The following is a 19,071-nucleotide window of genomic DNA, read 5'->3' as shown; positions in this document are numbered from 1 at the left end:
TATGAGTCAAAGTATGAAGAATAAAAATAAAATGGCAGTAACAATTTTGACAGGTTTTTTAGGAAGTGGTAAAACAACATTACTTCAAAGACTCATCATGAAAGCAAAAAACTCTGGCCAAAAGGTCGCAATCATTATGAATGAATTTGGTTCTTTTGATGTTGATAGTAATTTGTTAGGTGATGATGTCTCTACTCAAAGTTTATTAAATGGTTGTATATGTTGCTCATTGAAAGATGATATTGAAGTTGTATTACATAATTTATATCATAAAGACCAGCCTGATCTTGTATTAATTGAAGCTACTGGTATTGCGCATCCTGTAGAAGTAGTGGATGCATGTCAAAACCCTACATTAGTAGATAAAGTTGAAATGCCAACAATTATTGGTGTAATGGACGGGAAAAGATATTTAGAAAGATCGAGATATACCGTTCAGACGAAACAATTAATGGAAGAACAAATGTTATATTCTCATTTGATTATTATTAATAAGTCTGATGAATTATCTGCTGAAGAAAAAGCATCATTAGAAACGTCATTACAAACAATCAAACATCAACCAGTGCTACACTTTACGCAGTTTTCAAATATTGATGGTGTTGAAATACCTGTAAATGAAGTTTTGTCACTTCAAGCTAAACATAGTCATCATCACGGTATTCAATCCATAAATTATACATTTAGTGGTCCCATAGAAATGAAACTATTAATGAATTTCTTAAGACAATTACCTGATTCGATTCTTAGAATTAAAGGATTTCTCAAATTTAGGGAAGAACCAGAACAAACCTATTTATTTCAATATGCATTTGGGGTACCTCAATATGAACCAGAAATAATGAATATGCCTTTAACAATTGTCATAATAGGTGAATCTATAGATAAAGCAAGTATTCGCAACAAGTTAGATATGTTGAATTTTTCTTAGGAGATGATGGGATGGAAAGAATTCGTATAAATAAACATGTTAGTTATTCTAGAATTGTACATGGTTTTTGGAGATTGAATGAATGGGGTTATAACAATCAACAATTAAATGATTTTATACATGAAATTGTTGATAGAGGCATTACAACAATGGATCATGCTGATATATATGGTAATTATACATGTGAATCATTATTTGGTGATGCATTAGCATTAACACCTAATTTAAGAGAGAAAATTGAAATCGTCACAAAATGCGGTATTATTTTACCGAATGATCAAATCGCTAAAAATACTGGTCATCGATATGATCAAAGTTATAATCATATTATTGAATCAGTTGATAAATCGCTTTTAAATCTTAAGACAGATTACATCGATACACTACTGATTCATCGTCCATCTCCATTAATGGATCCAGATGAAATGACGCGTGCAGTGATGCATTTAGTTGAACAAGGAAAAATAAAAGCGTTCGGTGTTTCAAACTTTAAATGCAATCAATATGAATTATTAAATGAAAGTTTGAAGAAAGAAATGTCTCATATCTCAGTCAATCAAGTTGAAGTATCACCATATCAACTTGAAAATATTGAAGATTGTACATTAAATAGAATGTTGCAACATGATGTTAAAGTAATGGCATGGAGTCCATTAGCTGGCGGTAAATTATTTGATCAAACTGATGAAAAAGCAAGAGGCATTATGGCAGTTATACAACCATTAGCAGAAAAATATAACGTATCAGTAAGCACGGTCATTTACAGTTGGTTACTCAGATTGCCATCAAAAGTAATGCCAATTGTAGGCTCAAGTAAGATAGAAAGAGTCGACGAATCTGTAGATGCTACGAAATTACAATTAACAGATCAAGAGTGGTTCGATATTTATGTCGCATCACGTGGTGAAGATATACTATAGTATGATAATGATATAAAGATGAGGCTGGAACCAATATACAGGTTCCAGCCTCATTTTTTATATTAATATTTATTTTTCTAATCTATTTAATGTAATTTCTGCTAAAGATTTTGCTGCTACTTGCAAGCAATCTTCATTCACATCAAATTTAGGGTGGTGATTCATATATGGTTCTGTTACGCCTTCTGGTTTACTGCCTACAATGTAGAATGAACCAGGAATTTTTTGTAGATAGTAGGCGAAGTCTTCTGATCCTGTAACTTGAGGTATTTCAACTAACTGTTGGAAATAGTCGCCGTTACTATTTGATAATATTTCTGCTACTTTATCAGTTTGTTCTGGATGGTTGTAAAGTACAGGATAACCAAATTGATAATCTAAGTCATATTCAATATCGAATCCAACTGCAACACTATCTGCAATTTTTTTGATTTCTTGATACATTGTTTCTTCTAATTCAGGGTTTAAATATCTAGCAGTACCTTTGATTGTAACGCTATCTTGAATAACGTTGTATCCACCTGGTGCTTCGAATGCGCCAATCGTAACGACACCCATATCTAATGGATCGATACGTCTTGATACAATCGTTTGAATAGCATTTACAAAGTTTGTCCCAGCAACTAATGCATCATGTGTTTTGTGTGGACTTGCTGCATGTCCGCCTAAACCATTAATCGTCAATTTGAATGTTGAACTTCCTGAGAATGATGGTCCTTTATTGTAACCAATAAATTCAGGTCCAGCTACTGGAACGATATGGATACCATAAACTTCATCTAAATCATCAAGTGCGCCAGATTCTACAAGTGCTTTAGCACCACCAGGAGGTTTCTCCTCAGCATGCTGATGAATGATTTTAACTGTGCCAGGTAATTCTTCTTTAATTTCAATAAGTGCATCTGCAAGTCCCATTAAATAAGCAGTGTGAGCATCATGGCCACAAGCATGCATAACACCTTCATTTTGTGATTTGAAAGGAACATCTGTTTCTTCAGTTATAGGTAAAGCATCAAAGTCAGCTCTTAAACCAATCGTTCTACCTTCTTGACCACCTTTAATTTCTACAATAATAGCATGTTCTTTTTCTAAAGGTTGTGTTACTTTAACATCTTTGCCTTCGTAAAATGATTTAATATATTCAGCAGTTTGCGCTTCTTCAAATGAGAGTTCTGGGTGTTGGTGCAAATGCCTTCTAATATCAATCATGTCACTTTCTTTCTTTTCAATTAGGTTAAAAAGCTTTTCTTTTAAATTGTTCATGATTTACCTCCTAAAATTATACTAGAAAAGTATAACAGTAATCTTTTACTGTATAAAATGATTGCACTTATAAAACAACTAAAAATTTTTGGTTGATTTTGGTTGAAAGTGAACGAAAGTGATTGACATTGAAATGAAAACGTTTTATTATGTAGAGGAATAGGGGAGATTGTATGTTAACGACTGAAAGACACCAATTAATATTAGAAGAGATTAATTTACGGGAAACAGTATCTCTACAAGAACTTATTAATTTGACGAATTCAAGTACATCAACAATTAGGAGAGATTTATCTCAACTTGAAGAAAGGGGTTTGCTCAAAAGAGTTCATGGTGGTGCAACTCAAATTGCAAAGCGCCATGAAGAGCGTAATATGACAGATAAAGAATCGCGACATCAAGATGAAAAACAAGAGATTGCACGATTAGCTGTCAGTCAAATTTCAGACGGAGATACGATATATTTAGATGCTGGGACAACTACTTTAGAAATGATTCCATTTATTACACAACAAGATATTATCGTTGTAACAAATGGTTTAACACATGTAAGACCGTTATTAGAAAAAGGCATTTCGGTTTATATGACAGGTGGAGAAGTAAAAGCAACGACATTTGCGAATATAGGCGTCAATGCAGTTAAATCCCTTGAAAGATATCGTTTTGACAAAGCTTTTATTGGTATGAATGGCATTGATTTGAACTATGGGTTAACGACACCAGACCCGTACGAATCTGAAATGAAAGAAAAGGCTATTCATTTAGCATCTCAAGTATATGTCTTGTTAGATCATTCTAAATTTAATGAAGTATCGTTTGCGGAAGTGACATATAAGAAATCAATAGAAATATTAACTTCTCACAAAGCGATTCAAACATTAACTAATTTAAATCAATTTAAAGAAAAATATAAAATTAACGGAGGACTAAAATGATATATACAGTTACGTTTAATCCATCAATTGATTATGTAATGTTTACAAATCAATTTGAAGTAGGTGAATTAAACAGAGCACATGAAACAAACAAGTTTGCTGGTGGAAAAGGTATTAATGTTTCTCGAGTACTTCAAACATTAGATATCAAAAGCACAGCGACAGGTTTTATAGGTGGATTTCCTGGAGATTTTATTAAAGATGCACTTAATCAAGCAAACATCTTAACTGACTTTGTAGAAGTTAAAGATGATACAAGAATAAATGTGAAATTGAAATCTGGTTTAGAAACTGAAATCAATGGACCGGGGCCAAATATTGAACCTCATGACTACAAAGAATTTTTAACGAAAATGAAAAATACGCAATCAGAAGATACGGTTATAATTGCGGGCAGTGTACCAAGTTCACTACAAAATCCAGTATATCAAGAAGTAGCAGAAATACTTAAACAGACTGGTGCGAATTTAATCGTGGATGCTGAGAAAGATTTGATGAAATCAGTACTAGCATATAATCCGAAATTTGTTAAACCAAATAAACATGAATTAGAAGAAATATTTGATACACAAATTGAAACGGATCAAGAAGTCATTGAATGTGCTGAGCAATTATTAAATGAAGGTGCTCAAGCAGTCATCGTTTCACTCGGTGGAGAAGGTGCTATTTATGTGGATCAACAAACACGATTAAAAGCTATCGTACCAAGTGGTCAAGTTGTGAATACAGTTGGTTCAGGTGACAGTACTGTTGCTGGTATGGTAGCAGGATTAGAAGCAGACAAAGACATAGAATCAGCATTTAAATTAGCGGTAAGCTGTGGTACAGCAACAGCATTTAATGCGGACTTAGCTAATATAGAAGATATAGAAAAAATAATTTCTAAAGTAATCATTAAACATGTTTAAAATAGGGAGGTTATTAAAATGAGAATTACAGAACTATTAACGAAGGAAACTATTGCAATGGATCTTTCTGCAACAAGTAAAGATCAAGTCATTGATGAGTTAGTTGCGCAATTAAACAGCGCTGGGAAATTAAGCGATGAAGCAACTTTTAAACAGGCGATTCATGCAAGAGAGTCACAAAGTACAACAGGAATTGGTGAAGGTATTGCGATTCCTCATGCTAAAACAGATGCTGTACAATCCGCTGCGATTGCTTTTGGTAAATCTGTTGAAGGTGTAGATTATCAATCATTAGACATGCAACCAGCTCATTTATTCTTTATGATTGCAGCGCCAGCTGGTGGTGCACAAACACATTTAGATGCCCTTGCTAAACTTTCAGGCATTTTGATGGATGAAGATGTAAGAGCAGAGTTATTACAAGCAAAAAGTAAAGAAGAAGTGTTAAATATCATTAATAAGCATGATGATGAAGCTTCAGATGAATCTTCAGAAGAAGCAGCTGTAACGAATGCAGAAGCGGATTCAGAAAAAGGACTTGTATTAGCTGTAACAGCATGTCCTACAGGTATTGCACATACTTATATGGCTGCAGATGCATTGAAAAATCAAGCTAAAAAAATGGGTGTACCTATTAAAGTTGAAACAAATGGTTCAGGTGGTATTAAAAATCATTTAACTGATGAAGAAATTGAAAAAGCATCAGGTATCATTGTAGCAGCAGATGTACATGTTGAAACAGATCGTTTCGATGGTAAGAATGTGATTCAAGTTCCGGTTGCTGATGGTATTAAACGCCCAGAAGAATTAATCAATATGGCACAAGACACATCACGCAAACCATTCGTAGCTAAAGGTGTGAAACAAAGTAGTGCTTCTAGCAATGAAAAACAAAGTGTGTCTAAGACGATATATAAACACTTAATGAATGGTGTCTCTAATATGTTACCACTTGTTATATCTGGTGGTATCTTGATGGCAATCGTATTCTTATTTGGTGAAAACTCATTCGATCCAAAGAGCGGACAATATAACGAATTTGCAGCTAATTTATGGTCGATTGGTAGTGAAAGTGCATTTAAATTAATCGTGCCTATTTTAGCAGGTTTCATCGCTAGAAGTATTGCAGATAAACCTGGTTTTGCATCTGGTTTAGTCGGTGGTATGCTAGCAGTAGCAGGTGGTTCAGGATTCTTAGGTGGTATTATCGCTGGTTTCCTTGCAGGTTACTTAACAGAAGGTATCAAATATGTATTTAAGAACTTACCTCAAATGTTTGAAGGTTTAAAACCTACATTAATTTATCCAATTTTATCAGTATCACTTACTGGGTTACTTATGGTGTATGTGGTAAATCCACCAACAGCATGGTTAAACAATTTATTATTAGACGGATTAAATAACTTATCTGGTTCTAATATTATGTTATTAGGTTTAGTACTTGGTGCAATGATGGCAATTGATATGGGTGGTCCATTTAATAAAGCGGCATATGTATTTGCGACAGCAGCGTTAACTGAAGGAAACGCAGCAGCAATTACTGCAGCTATGGTCGGTGGTATGATTCCGCCAATAGCAATAGCAACAGCGATGTTAATATTTAGAAAGAAATTTACTAAAGCACAAAAAGGTTCTATTATTCCAAACTATGTGATGGGGTTATCATTCATTACAGAAGGTGCTATTCCATTTGCAGCAGCAGATCCATTACGTGTCATTCCATCAATGATGGTTGGTTCAGGTATTGGTGGAGCGTTAGCTTTAGGATTAGGTTCAAGAATTCAAGCACCACATGGCGGTATCTTTGTTATATTTGCAACTGACTTCGGTCATGTGTTACAAACATTACTAGCAGTAGTTGTCGGTGCATTAGTTGCAGCAATTATTTATGGTGTTATTAAACCTAAATTAACGAAAGAGCAAATTGAAATCGCAGAAGAAGTAGAATAATCAATATATCGTGTTAAATTAAAAGCTGTCTACAGAGTTGTGACTTTGTAGACAGCTTTTTTAGTCAGTGCTTTAAATCCTCGGCCAAAAGTATGATGCTGATTTAACATGTTTAAAATTGAAAAGTTGGGGAAATTTTTATATGATTAAATTATTATAATATGTAGAAAATGGTAAACATAGGGAAAGATGTGAACAATGTTATATTACAAGACAATTATCAAATCAAATGACGCAGAATGGGTTACGTTGATACACGGAGCTGGTGGTAGTTCTTCGATTTGGTTTAAACAAATGAGATATTATAGGAAACATTTTAATATATTACTCGTAGATTTGAGGGGGCACGGGAAATCTGCGAATAAAGAATGGAAGAAAAATGATTCGTTTGAACATTTAGCAAAAGAAGTTGTAGATGTATTGGACCATTTGAAAATAGATAAGACTCATATTATTGGCATGAGCCTTGGCACAATAGTTGGCCAAACAATGGCGCAATCATATCCAGAGAGAATTACGACATTGGTGTTAGGTGGCGCCATCATTAATGTAAATTTAAGGACTAAATTCTTGTTAGCTATCGGCCGTACAATTATGAATTTTGTGCCGTATATGTTGCTTTATAAATTATTTGCTTACATTATTATGCCTAGGAAAGCTCATGAAGAATCTCGCTTAAGATTTGTGAATGAAGCTAAGAAAGTGTCTCAAAAACAATTTATCAAATGGGTTAAATTAACGAAGCTTGTAAATCCTTATTTAGCACATTTACAAGTTGCAACAAGAGATATTCCGACACTCTTTATCATGGGGGAAGAAGATTATTTGTTTATGCCTCCAGTTGAAAGACTCGTTAAAGAGAATGAAATTTTTTCAATAGAAATAATAGAGCAAGCTGGTCATGTATGTAATATTGATCAACCTGATGCTTTTAATAAAATTAGTTCTAAATTTATCATGCAACATGTTGGAACTACGGCTATATAAAGAATGTATGTGTAGACTTCTACATTTACATTCTTTCTTATATCATTTAAATTGTGATAAAAATATGCTACACTAAAAATAATATGCTAATATCGGGGGAGGTGACGCTAAATGGGAAGGATTTAGTTTTGAAAACGTATACTGTAAATAAACTTATTGAAAAAAATCATACAAAGGTGGCCATAGCGTCACCGCAAAATATTTGGAGGTGAATCCCTAGAAATAGGGAACTAATTGGAAATTTCGACCATAATAAACTTTATTGTATTCTTTATATTAATTGCATTTACAATGGTATTTGTAGGATCTGAATTCGCACTTGTAAAGGTGCGTATAACTAGAATTGAACAATTAATTTCTGAAGGAAGTAAATCAGCTAAAATTGTACATAAAATGATCAAAGAACTAGATTATTATTTATCTGCATGTCAGCTTGGTATTACTGTAACATCACTTGGATTAGGTTGGATTGGTGAACCAACATTTGAAGTATTAATACATCCTGTATTAGACTTCTTTAACTTACCAGACGCATTAACAACAACTTTCTCCATAGCGATCAGTTTCTTAATTGTAACGTTTATCCATGTAGTAGTTGGTGAATTAGCACCAAAAACGGTAGCAATTCAACAGGCAGAAAGACTTACACTTGTCTTCGGCCGACCATTATATTATTTCGGTATTGTTATGAAACCGTTAATTTGGTCAATGAATGGTGCAGCACGTATTCTAGTTAGAACAATAGGTATTCAACCTACTAACGAAGAACAAGCAATGTCAGAAGAAGAATTAAAGCTTATCATGACTCAAAGCTATCAAAGTGGTGAAATCAATCACACTGAATTAGCTTATATGCAAAATATTTTCTCATTCGATGAAAGATTAGCAAAAGATATCATGGTACCTAGAACACAAATGGTTACATTAACAGAACCATTTAATATTGAAGAATTATTAGAAATTATAAATGAGCATCATTATACACGTTACCCAATTACTGAAGATGGTGATAAAGACCATATTAAAGGATTTATAAATGTTAAAGAATTTTTAACAGAATATGCTTCAGGTGAACAAATTAAAATTAATAACTACGTACATGACTTGCCGCTTATTCACGAAGTTACAAGAATTAGTGATGCATTAGTAAAAATGCAGAAAGATCATGTGCATATGGCGTTAGTTATTGATGAATATGGTGGTACAGCTGGTGTCATCACGATGGAAGATATATTAGAAGAAATCGTTGGTGAAATTCGTGATGAATTTGATGATGATGAAGTAAATGATATCATTCAAACTGGTGAAGATACTTACCAAATTAATGGACGTGTAACTTTATCAGAACTAGAAGAAAAATTTGGAATTGATTTCGTAGATTCAGACGATATTGATACAATCGGTGGTTGGTTACAAGCGCATAACCCAGAAATTGAAAAAGACGACTATGTCGATACAGAATTTGATAAATGGGTTGTCATTGATGTTGAAAATCATCAAATTAAGACAGTTGCTTTACACAAAGATTTTATAAAAGAAAGAAAAAGTATATTTGACGAAGACGAAGAAGACGAGGATTAAAAAGTGAGCAAAACTACATTAACATCATTATTTAGGTTTACAGGATATTTAGAAGGTGGATCATTACTGTTATTAGTATTTATAGCAATGCCTATCAAGTATATGTTGAGTAATCCAAATGTAGTTTCAGTATTAGGCATGATACATGGCGGATTATTTTCAATTTATGTCATCATGATATTGGTAATGGCACTTATTGTTAGAATTCATATAAAGTGGCCAGTCATTGCTTTTATAGTAGCATTTATTCCTTTTGGAACATTTATATTTGATTATTTCTTTGTAAATGGCAAATCTTATGAAAAGATAACGCAATAATAAATTGATATTAAGAGCATGGGACAGATATTTAGTTCCTGTGCTCTTTTTTTATTGCATGAATTACAAAAGTCGGTGGAAGTGTAACTAAGACGGCTATTAGTAACAAAACTCAGCAGAAGTGTAACTAACGCCGCCCATACAAATGTCGTCAGAAGTCCAAAATAGACGCATACTGTTTTGTTTTAATGAAGATCATCATGTAAAATAGGGAATATAGTAGATAGATTGAGAGAGGAACCATTTTTATGAGAATAAATAAATTTCTAAGTGAAGCTGGTGTATGTTCGAGGAGAGGTGCTGATAAATGGATAAGTGCTAATCGCGTTCAAATTAATGACGAATATGCGACACTAGGGTCTCAAGTTGAAAGTACGGATGTTGTGAAGGTTGATGGTGAAGTTATTACAATTGATAAAGGTTATGTATATATAGCACTTAATAAACCACGTGGTATCACATCTACTACTGAAAGACATGTTAAAGGTAACGTTGTAGACTACGTTGATCATCATGAAAGAATTTTTCATATTGGTAGATTAGATAAAGATTCAGAAGGATTATTACTCCTGACAAGTGATGGTGATATAGTGAATGAAATATTACGTGCTGAAAATCATCATGAAAAAGAATATGTCGTTTCAGTAGATAAGCCATTAACGAAAGACTTCTTAAAGCAAATGTCTGAAGGTGTTGAAATTTTAAATCAAAAGACGCTCCCAGCGAAAGTATCACAAATTAATGATAGAACATTTAAGATTGTTTTAACACAAGGTTTGAATCGTCAAATTAGACGTATGTGTGAAACGTTAGGATATAATGTTAAAAAATTAAAAAGAATTCGTATCATGAACATTAAGCTAGATGGTATTAAATATGGTGAATGGCGTGATTTAACGAAAGAAGAATTTGAAGAACTGACACGTTCGCTCGCTTATACACCTAAAAGAGACCGTATGACATCTAAATAAAGGGGATAATAAAATGGTTAAATTAAATAACAATGTAGAGATACCAGAATTAGGTTTAGGCGTATACAAAATCGAAGATGCTGATGTAGAAAGAGTTGTCCATACAGCAATTGATGCAGGATATCGAGCGATAGACACAGCTTGGTTTTATAAAAATGAAAAAGCATTAGGCACAGCTTTAAAAACATTAAATATCAATCGAGAAGATTTATTTATTACAACTAAATTATGGAATGACTTCCAAGGTTATGATGCGACTATTAAAGCGTTTAATGACTCATTAGAATCATTGCAACTTACGTATATCGATATGTATTTAATTCATTGGCCATGTCCTGAAGACGGATTATTTATTGAGACGTATAAAGCATTAGAAACGTTATATAAAGAAGGTAAAATTAAAGCGATTGGTGTATGTAATTTTAAAGAACATCATTTAGATAAATTATTAGCTGAAACTGAAATTGTACCTGCAGTTAACCAAGTTGAATTTCATCCATTATTTAATCAAAAAGTATTACAAGCATATTGTGAAAGTAAAGGTATTAAATTAATGGCATGGAGTCCTCTAATGAGAGGTGGCGAATGGTTAAAAAACGCAGATTTACAAAGTATAGCAGATCAGTATAATAAGACTGTTGCACAAGTTATTATTAAATGGCATCTACAACAAGGTAGACTCGTTATTCCAAAATCTCAAAACGATAATAGAATCAGAGAGAATTTTGATGTATTTGATTTTGAATTGAGTGATGAAGATTTAGACAAAATCGACCAATTAAATACAGATGAACGACAATTTAGAGATCCAGATGAAGTTAAAATTGGAGATATGAAGTAAAATATAGAACCTTCACAGATTTGTTTGAATTAAGATGTATTTCATATGCATCTTTTAGTAAAATGAAACTGTGGAGGTGCTTTATTTGTTTAAATTTAAAAAACCAAATCAACATGGTGTATGGTCAATGATTGTACTACCAATCGCATTCGGAATTGCAGCAACTGGTTTTACATACTTTCATTTATTATTGTATTTAGGTGTACTAGCATCTTATTTCATGAGTGATCAAATCTTCTTCTACTTAAAGAAAAGGAAGAAAACAATAGGTTATATTTATACGGCAGGCATATTTGCTTTGATTGTCGTCATATCTTTTATACCAATCGTATTACATAAACCTATTACGATATGGATTTTTCTACTGATGGTACCTTTATCATTATTTAATGCCTATTTTGCCAAAAAGAAAAATGAAAGAGCATTTACTAATGATTTAATAGCTGTTTTGATATTTTGTTTATTTGGTGTGATCAGTGCGTTATTAAATGTATCTATAACAGATGTACAATCTTGGTTACGAGTCTTTATATTAAGTTTCTTATATTTCTTCGGTACAATTTTATACGTTAAGACGATGATTAGAGAGAAAAAATCCGTAAAATATAAATGGTCATCTTGGATTTATCACTTATGTATAGTTGTTGTAGGGTTCTTTATACATCCACTAGTTATGTTGATGTATATACCGAGTTTAATACGATCAGTCGTTTTATATGGTAAGAAAATAAAAATTATGCATGTAGGCTTAATTGAAATAGCTAATTCAGTATTTGTATTAGTAGTAGGATCTATATTTTTATATTAAAAAAGCAACCATCCGCATATGGTTGCTTTAACTTTATCTATTAATTGAAGATTGATTATTTTTTGATCAATTTCAAAATAAATGATAATACAAGAATTAAAATAATTGAACCGATTAGTGCTGGTATGATTGCGACGCCACCCCATACTGGACCTAAATCTCCAAGTAAAGAACCACCAATCGCTGAACCAATTAAACCGGCAATAATATTACCTACTATGCCGCCAGGTATATCTTTACCTAATATAACACCTGCTAGCCAACCTATTAGTCCACCTACGATTAACATTAATATAAAGCCCATTTGAGTGTACCTCCTTAATTATATTTCTTATTACTATATTTAAGTACCCTGTTATTCGCTATGTGAAACATAATAAGAAGTTTTGAATAACTTTTGCCATAAAATAAACATAATATAAAAAAGGAACACTGGTATTAATAGAAACCAATGAGGCGTAAGGACAATCATACATATTAACGCTACAATCGATAATATCTCACCAACTAAACGTGGGTGAATAAAGTATCGATATATACCATTTTGGTAGATTTTTGCGAGCCTTTTACCGTCTGATTCAATAGGTTCTGTGAATAACGATAAATAAGCAATGATTTGTCCAAATATAAATAAACTGACACCTAAATAAGGTACTGATTGATAAATTGAAAGTGTACTATCTAAGTAAACAATGTTTAAAGACATACTAAATACAATTGTAATAATATAAAGTACGAAATATTGATTTTTAATGTAGTTTGGAACGTATTTAATTTGAATCCATGTATGTAAAAATGCCCATATAAGTAACATAGTCGTTACTGCAATCGTGATGAAGTTGATTTCTTTGATGATTATAAAGGATATTAAACCATTCAAAGCAATTGTGATTGAAATTGCGTAATGATTTATACGCGATTTCTTATTCATTACTACAAAGTTATATGACATCAAGACGATACACAGAATGATATTAATTGAAACGAGGAATGCCATATCTGTCTCCTGCCTTAAAATAGTCTCATCTAAGAATTATAACAATTTCTAAACATATAATCACTAAATATATGTTTAGAAGAAAAATTTAAAGACCCTTTGACAAATGGAATAAACTTTAATAGTATAAAAGCAAGCTATCTTGTAATACAATATAGCTGTGAAAATTGGAAGAGGTTATTAAGATGTCGACAATTAAGACACAGATGAGAAAAGGTTTATTAGATGCTTGTATTTTATCTATCATACAATCTCAACCAGTATACGGTTATGAATTATCTCGCAAATTAAATGAACATCAATTTACCGATGTAAGTGAAGGAACGATATATCCTATTTTACTTAGATTATTAAAGAAGGATTTTATTTATAGTGAGTTTAAGCATAGTGAACAAGGACCTAAAAGAAAATATTATTATATTACAGATAAAGGTCGCGAAGAATTAGAAATCGTACGAAAAGAATGGCTTGAAATTAAAGATCCTATTACTAAATTGTTAAAAGGGAGCAATGAAGATGTCTAGAACAACTAAACAACTGGTCAAAGAAAACAACGAGAAGAGAAAGCAGCTAAATGAAGCAGATTTAGAAGTTTATGAAGATTTCTTATTATATGTTAGAACGGATTTAAGAGTAAATGAACATGAATCAGAAGTCATATTAATGGATGTCCTTGATCATTTATTAGAAGCTGTTTCGAATGGCACTACTGCAATTGAATTTTTCGGTCATGATGTTAAAGGTCATGCTGATGATATATTAAATGAACTACCGAATGAATCTAATAAAGCAATTTTAAAAATGGTAGGAATGGGTGTAGCTTACTTCTATAGTGTATATTTTGTTATTACAGGTATAGTAGGTATATTTGTTGATTATAAGACACCACTTATATCTACACTTTTCCTTTTACTTATCGTACCAATAGGTGGATTCTTTATTGTTAAAGCATTATTCAATATTATCCAAAGATATATCTTTGATAAATCTAAATATAAGAAGATAAAAGAATCAGCATATGCTGGACTATTAGTTGGTGTTATACCAGCAATTCTAATATTAGTACCTAACCTTGTATTTAAAGATATGATGAAAGTTTATATTCCTTGGTGGATCTTTCTAATATTAGGTATAGCAATTTATGCTATATATAAAGTCATGAAAAGACAGCCAAAAGCTGTATAAATAAGAATAATAAACCAAAATAAATAAGCACATCACTTAAAGAGCATTTTCAAGTTAGTGACGTGCTTATTTTATACTGTGTTTAATATTTCCTAGGAAATATTAAACACCTTTTTTATTACTCCATAACAGCGTATGTAGCTGTGGTAGAACAAAAATATCATTTAAAGTATCATTCATTACTTTATCAATCAGTTGTTCATATTTTTCGAGTAATTTCTCAGTATGGTTTGAAACGCTATCGTCTAGATACGGATTACCTACTTGTAAATAGAACGGGATAGAAGGATATCGTTTGTGTATATCTTTAGCAAATTGATAGTCATCTTCGTCGAAAATCACAACTTTAAGTGAAAGACTTTCTTTTACACATTGTGCGATAACTTCATCTAGAATTGTTAAATTAGGTTTCATACCAGAACTTGGTGGCTTAGGACTAATCGTTAAGTCATCGATTAGCGTCATCCATTCTTGGAATTTAGACCCTTGAGTTTCAAGTGCGGTCTTTATATTGCGTGCTTTAAGAGCTTCTACGAACGGACCTATATTTTTAATCAGAGCAGGGTTACCACCTGATATCGTAACGTGTTGATATTTATTTGGAGCGAGTTGATCTAATTCAGAAATAATATCTTCTGGTTCAAGTAATCGAATATCATCTTTAGCTGAGCCATCCCATGTGAAACTTGAATCGCACCAACTACATCTATAATCACAACCACTTGTTCTAACAAACATCGTTTTTTGACCAATGACTGCACCTTCACCTTGAATCGTTGGACCGAAGATTTCTAACACTGGTATTTTAGGCATTGTTGTCACCTTTCTTAGTTGGACGGTAAACGACATAACTTGTAGGTGTTTCTCTCACAAATACTTGTACACATTTAGGTTTGTTATCGCGCTTATCTAGAGATGCTTGAACGATATTATAAATTGTTTGAGCTACTTGTTCAGTTGAAGGACTATAATCTTTGAATTCTTCAAAGTCATTTAAAAGTTGATGATCATAACGTTTATGGATTAATGATTTTAATTCGCTAAAGTTTACTAAAAATCCCATTTTATCTAATTCGTCGCCAGCAATTGTTAAATTAACAAAATATGTGTGTCCATGTACATTCATACATTTACCGGCTTCTTCGTGTGGAATATAATGTGCACTTGAAAAATTAAAGTCTTTATTCAGTTCGAAAGCATAAGGGTGTTGAACGCTCGGATAAATTTGTTGTAACATTATAAACTTCCTTTCGTTTCTAGGTATTGGTCTAATCCTTGTTTTCTTAATTTACAAGCAGGACATTCACCGCAACCATCACTCATTACACCGTTATAACACGTTAATGTTTTTTCTCTAACATAGTCTAATGCACCTAATTGATCACTTAGTGCCCAAGTTTCTTTTTTATTCAACCACATAAGCGGTGTATGAATGACGAAATCTTTATCCATTGATAAGTTAAGTGACAAGTTCATAGATTTAATAAAGCTATCTCTACAATCTGGATACCCACTAAAGTCTGTTTCGCAAACACCTGTAATAATATGTTTAGCACCAATTTGATATGCTAATGCACCGGCAAATGATAAGAATAGCAAATTACGTGCTGGCACAAATGTATTAGGTATACCATTTTCGTCATTTTCAATTTGCATTGAATGGTCTGTTAGTGCGTTAGGAGATAGTTGTGAAAGTAGTGACATATCTAGAATATGATGCTTTAATCCTTGTTCTTTCGCAATGTCTTCAGCAACTTTAATTTCTAAATCATGGCGTTGGCCATATTGAAAGGTAACTAATTCTACTTCTTTAAAATGTTTTTTCGCATAGAATAAGCATGTTGTACTATCTTGTCCGCCACTGAACACAACAACTGCTTTTTCATTTTTTAATGTTTCTGACATAGTGTTTCTCCTTTATAAAGGCATAAAAAAAGCCTGCCTTCTATAAAAAGGTAGACGTAGGTGTCTAGTTTTTTATAGAGGGTGTAAGCTAGTAACCTCTTAGTTTATTGAATATACAAATGATAATATAATCAAATTGTAAAAGCAAGTTTAGTATATGGTATGATTGACATGAAATTAAGGAAAGAAGAGCGAATAAACATATGATTATAATGATAGATAACCACGATTCATTTACATATAACATTATCGAGTATATTAATATACTGACAAAAAATGAACAAATAAAAATTTTGAAATCTGAAGAGGTTACTTCTGATGTTGTACATGCAATCAATCCAGATGCGATGATCATTTCACCTGGCCCTGGTCATCCAGATGATTATGTACAGTTAAAGGCATTTCTTCAATCTATTTATACAGATGTCCCCATCTTAGGTGTATGTCTTGGTTTTCAATTATTAATATCTACTTTTGGTGGCAAAGTCGTAAAAGGCCCGCGTCCGGTACATGGACATACGGCTACGATTAAACATGATGGGAAAGGTATTTTTGAAGGATTGCCTGAATCATTTGAAGTGGCAAGATATCATTCTTTAATAGCTGATAAACACCATATACCTGAAGGGTTTAAGGTTTCGGCATGGTTAGAAGAAGGTATCCCGATGGCTATACGACATCAACATTTACCTATTGAAGCGGTTCAGTATCATCCGGAAGCAATATTAAGTGAATATGGATTAGAACAAATTGCGAATTTCTTAGTAAAGGCAGGTGTAGAGATTGAAGACACATATACAATTTAAGTATATTACAGACAGTCAAATAGAAGAGAAATTAGATTATAAATTTGAGAATCCTGTTGTTATTAAATATGCAAGAACGATTGAAGAAGTATCAGACCTTGTACATGAAGCAGAGCGCTATCAAAAGGAAGGATACTATGTTGTCATGACTTTACCATATGAAAGCGCAGCTGCTTTTGATTCAGCGTTAAATGTTTATAAAGCGTCTCATCATTATGGGAGTATTCAAGTATTCGAACAACCCGTCTCACACTTTAATAATAAAACGTATCATACATATATAAATGAACATATTGAATGGCGAAGAACAGATTCAGATGAACGTTTAGCAAACAATATACTTGCTATTCAAGATGAAATTAGAGTAGGAAATACGTATCAAGTTAATTATACGACACAACTTGAATCAGAACCGATTCGTCATGGATATGCATATTACCAATCACTCACAGAGGATGCTAATGGAGATTATCAAGCATATATTGAACTTGAAGATGAAACTATTATGTCGATTTCACCAGAACTTTTCTTTCAATATGGTCCTTATCAACAAAGGCCAAACACAATATTAACGAAACCAATGAAAGGTACAATTTCAAGAGGAAATCATAAAGCAGAAGATCAAACAAATTATGAACAACTTAAGCATTCTAAAAAAGATAGAGCAGAAAATGTCATGATTGTAGATTTACTTAGAAATGATTTAAGTAAAATTTCTGAAGTTGGTACGGTTAATGCCATTGATTTATTTAAAATCGAACCTTATCAAACGGTATATCAAATGACCAGCACGATTCGAAGTCAATTGAAAGCACAGCATTCATTATTTAATCTAATTCAAGCGCTGTTCCCATGTGGCTCGATAACGGGTGCACCAAAAGAATCAACGATGGCCATTATCAAACGATTAGAGAATAGACCAAGAGGTATATATTGTGGAGCGATAGGTTTGTTGTTACCTGATAACAGAATGATTTTTAATGTTCCAATCAGAACGATACATTCAAATTCAGAAAGATCAGTTTATGGTGTTGGAGCTGGTATCACAATAGATTCAAATGCTGAAGCTGAAATTGAGGAATTCAAAATGAAATCTAAAATATTAGAAAGCAGACATGTAAATCTTATTGAAACGATGAGATTAGAAAATGGAATAGTCCAAAGACGTCACGAACATACGCACAGAATTTCTACAAGTGCTGAAGCTTTAAATATTCAATTCAATAAAGATAAGTGGGATATTATGCTTAATGACATGGTTAATCATTATGTAGATGGCACATATAAATTAAGAGTAGAATTAAATTCAGATGGTACATTTAATGTTGAAGCTTCACCAATAACTGATTCATCTCAATCTTTAACCGCTCAGTTGTTACCGAGTACACCAGTTTCTTCTATTTATACGATACACAAAACAACTGAACGTCAGCATTTTCAACATAATCATGATACAGATGTCATATTGTATTATAATGAAGAGAATGAAATAACAGAATTTGATATTGGTAATGTCGTTATTAAAATAGGTGATGCATATATCACACCTCCATATCATGGACAATTTTTAAACGGTTGTATGAGGCAAGCATTATTAAAGGATAACCTCATTGAAGAAAAAAATATTACTGTGAAAAAATTAATCAACGATATCGAAAGTTTAAATTGTGAAATATACATGATTAACAGTTTGCGAGAATGGACAAAAATAGATTTAAAATTATGATGGCAATATAAAGATACAAATAGTAAAATAGTAAACATC

Annotated in this window: 21 protein-coding genes; 15 read left to right on the top strand and 6 right to left on the bottom strand. The window is 32.4% G+C overall.

The window, feature by feature from the left end; translation table 11 throughout:
• Position 1 precedes the first annotated feature (1 nt).
• Both MHH94_RS11725 and MHH94_RS11720 read left to right on the top strand, forming a co-directional pair.
• Complete coding sequence (locus MHH94_RS11725; RefSeq protein ID WP_078355495.1) at positions 2-931, top strand: CobW family GTP-binding protein; 930 nt, start codon at positions 2-4, stop codon at positions 929-931.
• Between the two features lie 11 nt (positions 932-942).
• A complete protein-coding gene (locus MHH94_RS11720) occupies positions 943-1,851 on the top strand; it encodes an aldo/keto reductase (protein ID WP_340841202.1) in 909 nt (302 codons plus the stop codon).
• A gap of 69 nt (positions 1,852-1,920) precedes the next feature.
• Here the strand turns inward: MHH94_RS11720 and MHH94_RS11715 are convergent, their stop codons facing one another.
• On the bottom strand, positions 1,921-3,114 hold the full coding sequence (locus MHH94_RS11715) for a M20 metallopeptidase family protein (protein ID WP_058591646.1): 1,194 nt from the start codon (positions 3,112-3,114) through the stop codon (positions 1,921-1,923).
• A 173-nt stretch (positions 3,115-3,287) separates the two neighbouring features.
• Here MHH94_RS11715 and MHH94_RS11710 point away from each other — a divergent pair, with 173 nt between their 5' ends.
• The 9 genes from MHH94_RS11710 to MHH94_RS11670 all read left to right on the top strand — a co-directional run bounded on the left by MHH94_RS11710 (position 3,288) and on the right by MHH94_RS11670 (position 12,413).
• Entirely contained in the window at positions 3,288-4,049 is a 762-nt protein-coding gene (locus tag MHH94_RS11710) for a DeoR/GlpR family DNA-binding transcription regulator (RefSeq protein ID WP_048539968.1), read from the top strand.
• Positions 4,046-4,957 (top strand): 1-phosphofructokinase, encoded by a 912-nt coding sequence (pfkB, locus tag MHH94_RS11705; RefSeq protein ID WP_058591645.1) that lies wholly within the window; start codon positions 4,046-4,048, stop codon positions 4,955-4,957. Before MHH94_RS11710 ends, pfkB begins: the two co-directional genes overlap by 4 nt.
• An 18-nt stretch (positions 4,958-4,975) precedes the next feature.
• The gene (locus MHH94_RS11700) at positions 4,976-6,907 is read left to right on the top strand and encodes a PTS fructose transporter subunit IIABC (protein WP_058591644.1); all 1,932 of its coding nucleotides are present in this window, start codon (positions 4,976-4,978) and stop codon (positions 6,905-6,907) included.
• Positions 6,908-7,105: 198 nt separating this feature from the next.
• The gene (locus tag MHH94_RS11695; protein WP_340841199.1) at positions 7,106-7,894 is read left to right on the top strand and encodes an alpha/beta fold hydrolase; all 789 of its coding nucleotides are present in this window, start codon (positions 7,106-7,108) and stop codon (positions 7,892-7,894) included.
• Between the two features lie 234 nt (positions 7,895-8,128).
• The gene (locus MHH94_RS11690; protein ID WP_048539964.1) at positions 8,129-9,475 is read left to right on the top strand and encodes a hemolysin family protein; all 1,347 of its coding nucleotides are present in this window, start codon (positions 8,129-8,131) and stop codon (positions 9,473-9,475) included.
• Positions 9,476-9,478: 3 nt separating this feature from the next.
• The gene (locus MHH94_RS11685) at positions 9,479-9,793 is read left to right on the top strand and encodes a DUF3817 domain-containing protein (RefSeq protein WP_078355498.1); all 315 of its coding nucleotides are present in this window, start codon (positions 9,479-9,481) and stop codon (positions 9,791-9,793) included.
• A gap of 248 nt (positions 9,794-10,041) precedes the next feature.
• Positions 10,042-10,764: a pseudouridine synthase gene (locus tag MHH94_RS11680; RefSeq protein WP_058591642.1), complete on the top strand. Its 723-nt coding sequence runs from the start codon at positions 10,042-10,044 to the stop codon at positions 10,762-10,764.
• Between the two features lie 13 nt (positions 10,765-10,777).
• Positions 10,778-11,605, top strand: a complete 828-nt coding sequence (locus MHH94_RS11675) for an aldo/keto reductase (protein WP_078355499.1) — start codon at positions 10,778-10,780, stop codon at positions 11,603-11,605.
• Positions 11,606-11,690: 85 nt separating this feature from the next.
• On the top strand, positions 11,691-12,413 hold the full coding sequence (locus MHH94_RS11670; protein WP_058591640.1) for a YwiC-like family protein: 723 nt from the start codon (positions 11,691-11,693) through the stop codon (positions 12,411-12,413).
• Between the two features lie 55 nt (positions 12,414-12,468).
• Here the strand turns inward: MHH94_RS11670 and MHH94_RS11665 are convergent, their stop codons facing one another.
• Together MHH94_RS11665 and MHH94_RS11660 are read right to left on the bottom strand one after the other, a co-directional pair.
• Positions 12,469-12,717, bottom strand: a complete 249-nt coding sequence (locus MHH94_RS11665; RefSeq protein ID WP_025904751.1) for a GlsB/YeaQ/YmgE family stress response membrane protein — start codon at positions 12,715-12,717, stop codon at positions 12,469-12,471.
• Positions 12,718-12,768: 51 nt separating this feature from the next.
• Entirely contained in the window at positions 12,769-13,410 is a 642-nt protein-coding gene (locus MHH94_RS11660) for a hypothetical protein (protein ID WP_058591638.1), read from the bottom strand.
• Between the two features lie 185 nt (positions 13,411-13,595).
• On the opposite strand from MHH94_RS11660, the gene MHH94_RS11655 reads away from it, so the two are divergent.
• Both MHH94_RS11655 and MHH94_RS11650 read left to right on the top strand, forming a co-directional pair.
• Positions 13,596-13,934, top strand: coding sequence for a PadR family transcriptional regulator (locus MHH94_RS11655; protein WP_025904753.1), 339 nt, complete (start codon positions 13,596-13,598; stop codon positions 13,932-13,934).
• Positions 13,927-14,595: a DUF1129 family protein gene (locus tag MHH94_RS11650; RefSeq protein WP_058591637.1), complete on the top strand. Its 669-nt coding sequence runs from the start codon at positions 13,927-13,929 to the stop codon at positions 14,593-14,595. The genes MHH94_RS11655 and MHH94_RS11650 overlap by 8 nt, the downstream gene beginning before the upstream one ends.
• A 102-nt stretch (positions 14,596-14,697) precedes the next feature.
• Here the strand turns inward: MHH94_RS11650 and queE are convergent, their stop codons facing one another.
• Genes queE through queC form a run of 3 tightly spaced genes read right to left on the bottom strand, consistent with a single transcriptional unit; the run spans position 14,698 to position 16,500 of the window.
• On the bottom strand, positions 14,698-15,408 hold the full coding sequence (queE, locus tag MHH94_RS11645; protein ID WP_058591636.1) for a 7-carboxy-7-deazaguanine synthase QueE: 711 nt from the start codon (positions 15,406-15,408) through the stop codon (positions 14,698-14,700).
• Positions 15,401-15,832, bottom strand: a complete 432-nt coding sequence (gene queD, locus MHH94_RS11640; RefSeq protein ID WP_084755139.1) for a 6-carboxytetrahydropterin synthase QueD — start codon at positions 15,830-15,832, stop codon at positions 15,401-15,403. Before queD ends, queE begins: the two co-directional genes overlap by 8 nt.
• Complete coding sequence (queC, locus tag MHH94_RS11635; protein WP_058591634.1) at positions 15,832-16,500, bottom strand: 7-cyano-7-deazaguanine synthase QueC; 669 nt, start codon at positions 16,498-16,500, stop codon at positions 15,832-15,834. The genes queD and queC overlap by 1 nt, the downstream gene beginning before the upstream one ends.
• Before the next feature lie 203 nt (positions 16,501-16,703).
• Between queC and MHH94_RS11630 the strand changes: the two genes are divergently transcribed.
• Together MHH94_RS11630 and MHH94_RS11625 are read left to right on the top strand one after the other, a co-directional pair.
• Positions 16,704-17,306: an anthranilate synthase component II gene (locus MHH94_RS11630; RefSeq protein WP_058591633.1), complete on the top strand. Its 603-nt coding sequence runs from the start codon at positions 16,704-16,706 to the stop codon at positions 17,304-17,306.
• Positions 17,284-19,032, top strand: a complete 1,749-nt coding sequence (locus MHH94_RS11625) for a bifunctional anthranilate synthase component I family protein/class IV aminotransferase (protein ID WP_340841190.1) — start codon at positions 17,284-17,286, stop codon at positions 19,030-19,032. The genes MHH94_RS11630 and MHH94_RS11625 overlap by 23 nt, the downstream gene beginning before the upstream one ends.
• Positions 19,033-19,071: the final 39 nt, after the last annotated feature.

Source organism: Mammaliicoccus sp. FSL K6-3158 (genome assembly GCF_038005105.1).
In the GTDB taxonomy this organism is placed as follows: domain Bacteria; phylum Bacillota; class Bacilli; order Staphylococcales; family Staphylococcaceae; genus Mammaliicoccus; species Mammaliicoccus sciuri.
This window is presented reverse-complemented; position numbering and strand designations above follow the sequence as displayed.

What these genes read in the sequence shown, in the direction of transcription:
- MHH94_RS11675 (WP_078355499.1), top strand. Translation starts at nt 10,778, where the DNA reads ATGGTTAAATTAAATAACAATGTAGAGATACCAGAATTAGGTTTAGGC.
- queC (WP_058591634.1), bottom strand. Translation starts at nt 16,500, where the DNA reads ATGTCAGAAACATTAAAAAATGAAAAAGCAGTTGTTGTGTTCAGTGGC.
- MHH94_RS11680 (WP_058591642.1), top strand. Translation starts at nt 10,042, where the DNA reads ATGAGAATAAATAAATTTCTAAGTGAAGCTGGTGTATGTTCGAGGAGA.
- queE (WP_058591636.1), bottom strand. Translation starts at nt 15,408, where the DNA reads ATGCCTAAAATACCAGTGTTAGAAATCTTCGGTCCAACGATTCAAGGT.
- MHH94_RS11650 (WP_058591637.1), top strand. Translation starts at nt 13,927, where the DNA reads ATGTCTAGAACAACTAAACAACTGGTCAAAGAAAACAACGAGAAGAGA.
- MHH94_RS11720 (WP_340841202.1), top strand. Translation starts at nt 943, where the DNA reads ATGGAAAGAATTCGTATAAATAAACATGTTAGTTATTCTAGAATTGTA.
- MHH94_RS11715 (WP_058591646.1), bottom strand. Translation starts at nt 3,114, where the DNA reads ATGAACAATTTAAAAGAAAAGCTTTTTAACCTAATTGAAAAGAAAGAA.
- MHH94_RS11630 (WP_058591633.1), top strand. Translation starts at nt 16,704, where the DNA reads ATGATTATAATGATAGATAACCACGATTCATTTACATATAACATTATC.
- MHH94_RS11725 (WP_078355495.1), top strand. Translation starts at nt 2, where the DNA reads ATGAGTCAAAGTATGAAGAATAAAAATAAAATGGCAGTAACAATTTTG.
- queD (WP_084755139.1), bottom strand. Translation starts at nt 15,832, where the DNA reads ATGTTACAACAAATTTATCCGAGCGTTCAACACCCTTATGCTTTCGAA.
- MHH94_RS11700 (WP_058591644.1), top strand. Translation starts at nt 4,976, where the DNA reads ATGAGAATTACAGAACTATTAACGAAGGAAACTATTGCAATGGATCTT.
- MHH94_RS11655 (WP_025904753.1), top strand. Translation starts at nt 13,596, where the DNA reads ATGTCGACAATTAAGACACAGATGAGAAAAGGTTTATTAGATGCTTGT.
- MHH94_RS11665 (WP_025904751.1), bottom strand. Translation starts at nt 12,717, where the DNA reads ATGGGCTTTATATTAATGTTAATCGTAGGTGGACTAATAGGTTGGCTA.
- MHH94_RS11695 (WP_340841199.1), top strand. Translation starts at nt 7,106, where the DNA reads ATGTTATATTACAAGACAATTATCAAATCAAATGACGCAGAATGGGTT.
- MHH94_RS11660 (WP_058591638.1), bottom strand. Translation starts at nt 13,410, where the DNA reads ATGGCATTCCTCGTTTCAATTAATATCATTCTGTGTATCGTCTTGATG.
- MHH94_RS11710 (WP_048539968.1), top strand. Translation starts at nt 3,288, where the DNA reads ATGTTAACGACTGAAAGACACCAATTAATATTAGAAGAGATTAATTTA.
- pfkB (WP_058591645.1), top strand. Translation starts at nt 4,046, where the DNA reads ATGATATATACAGTTACGTTTAATCCATCAATTGATTATGTAATGTTT.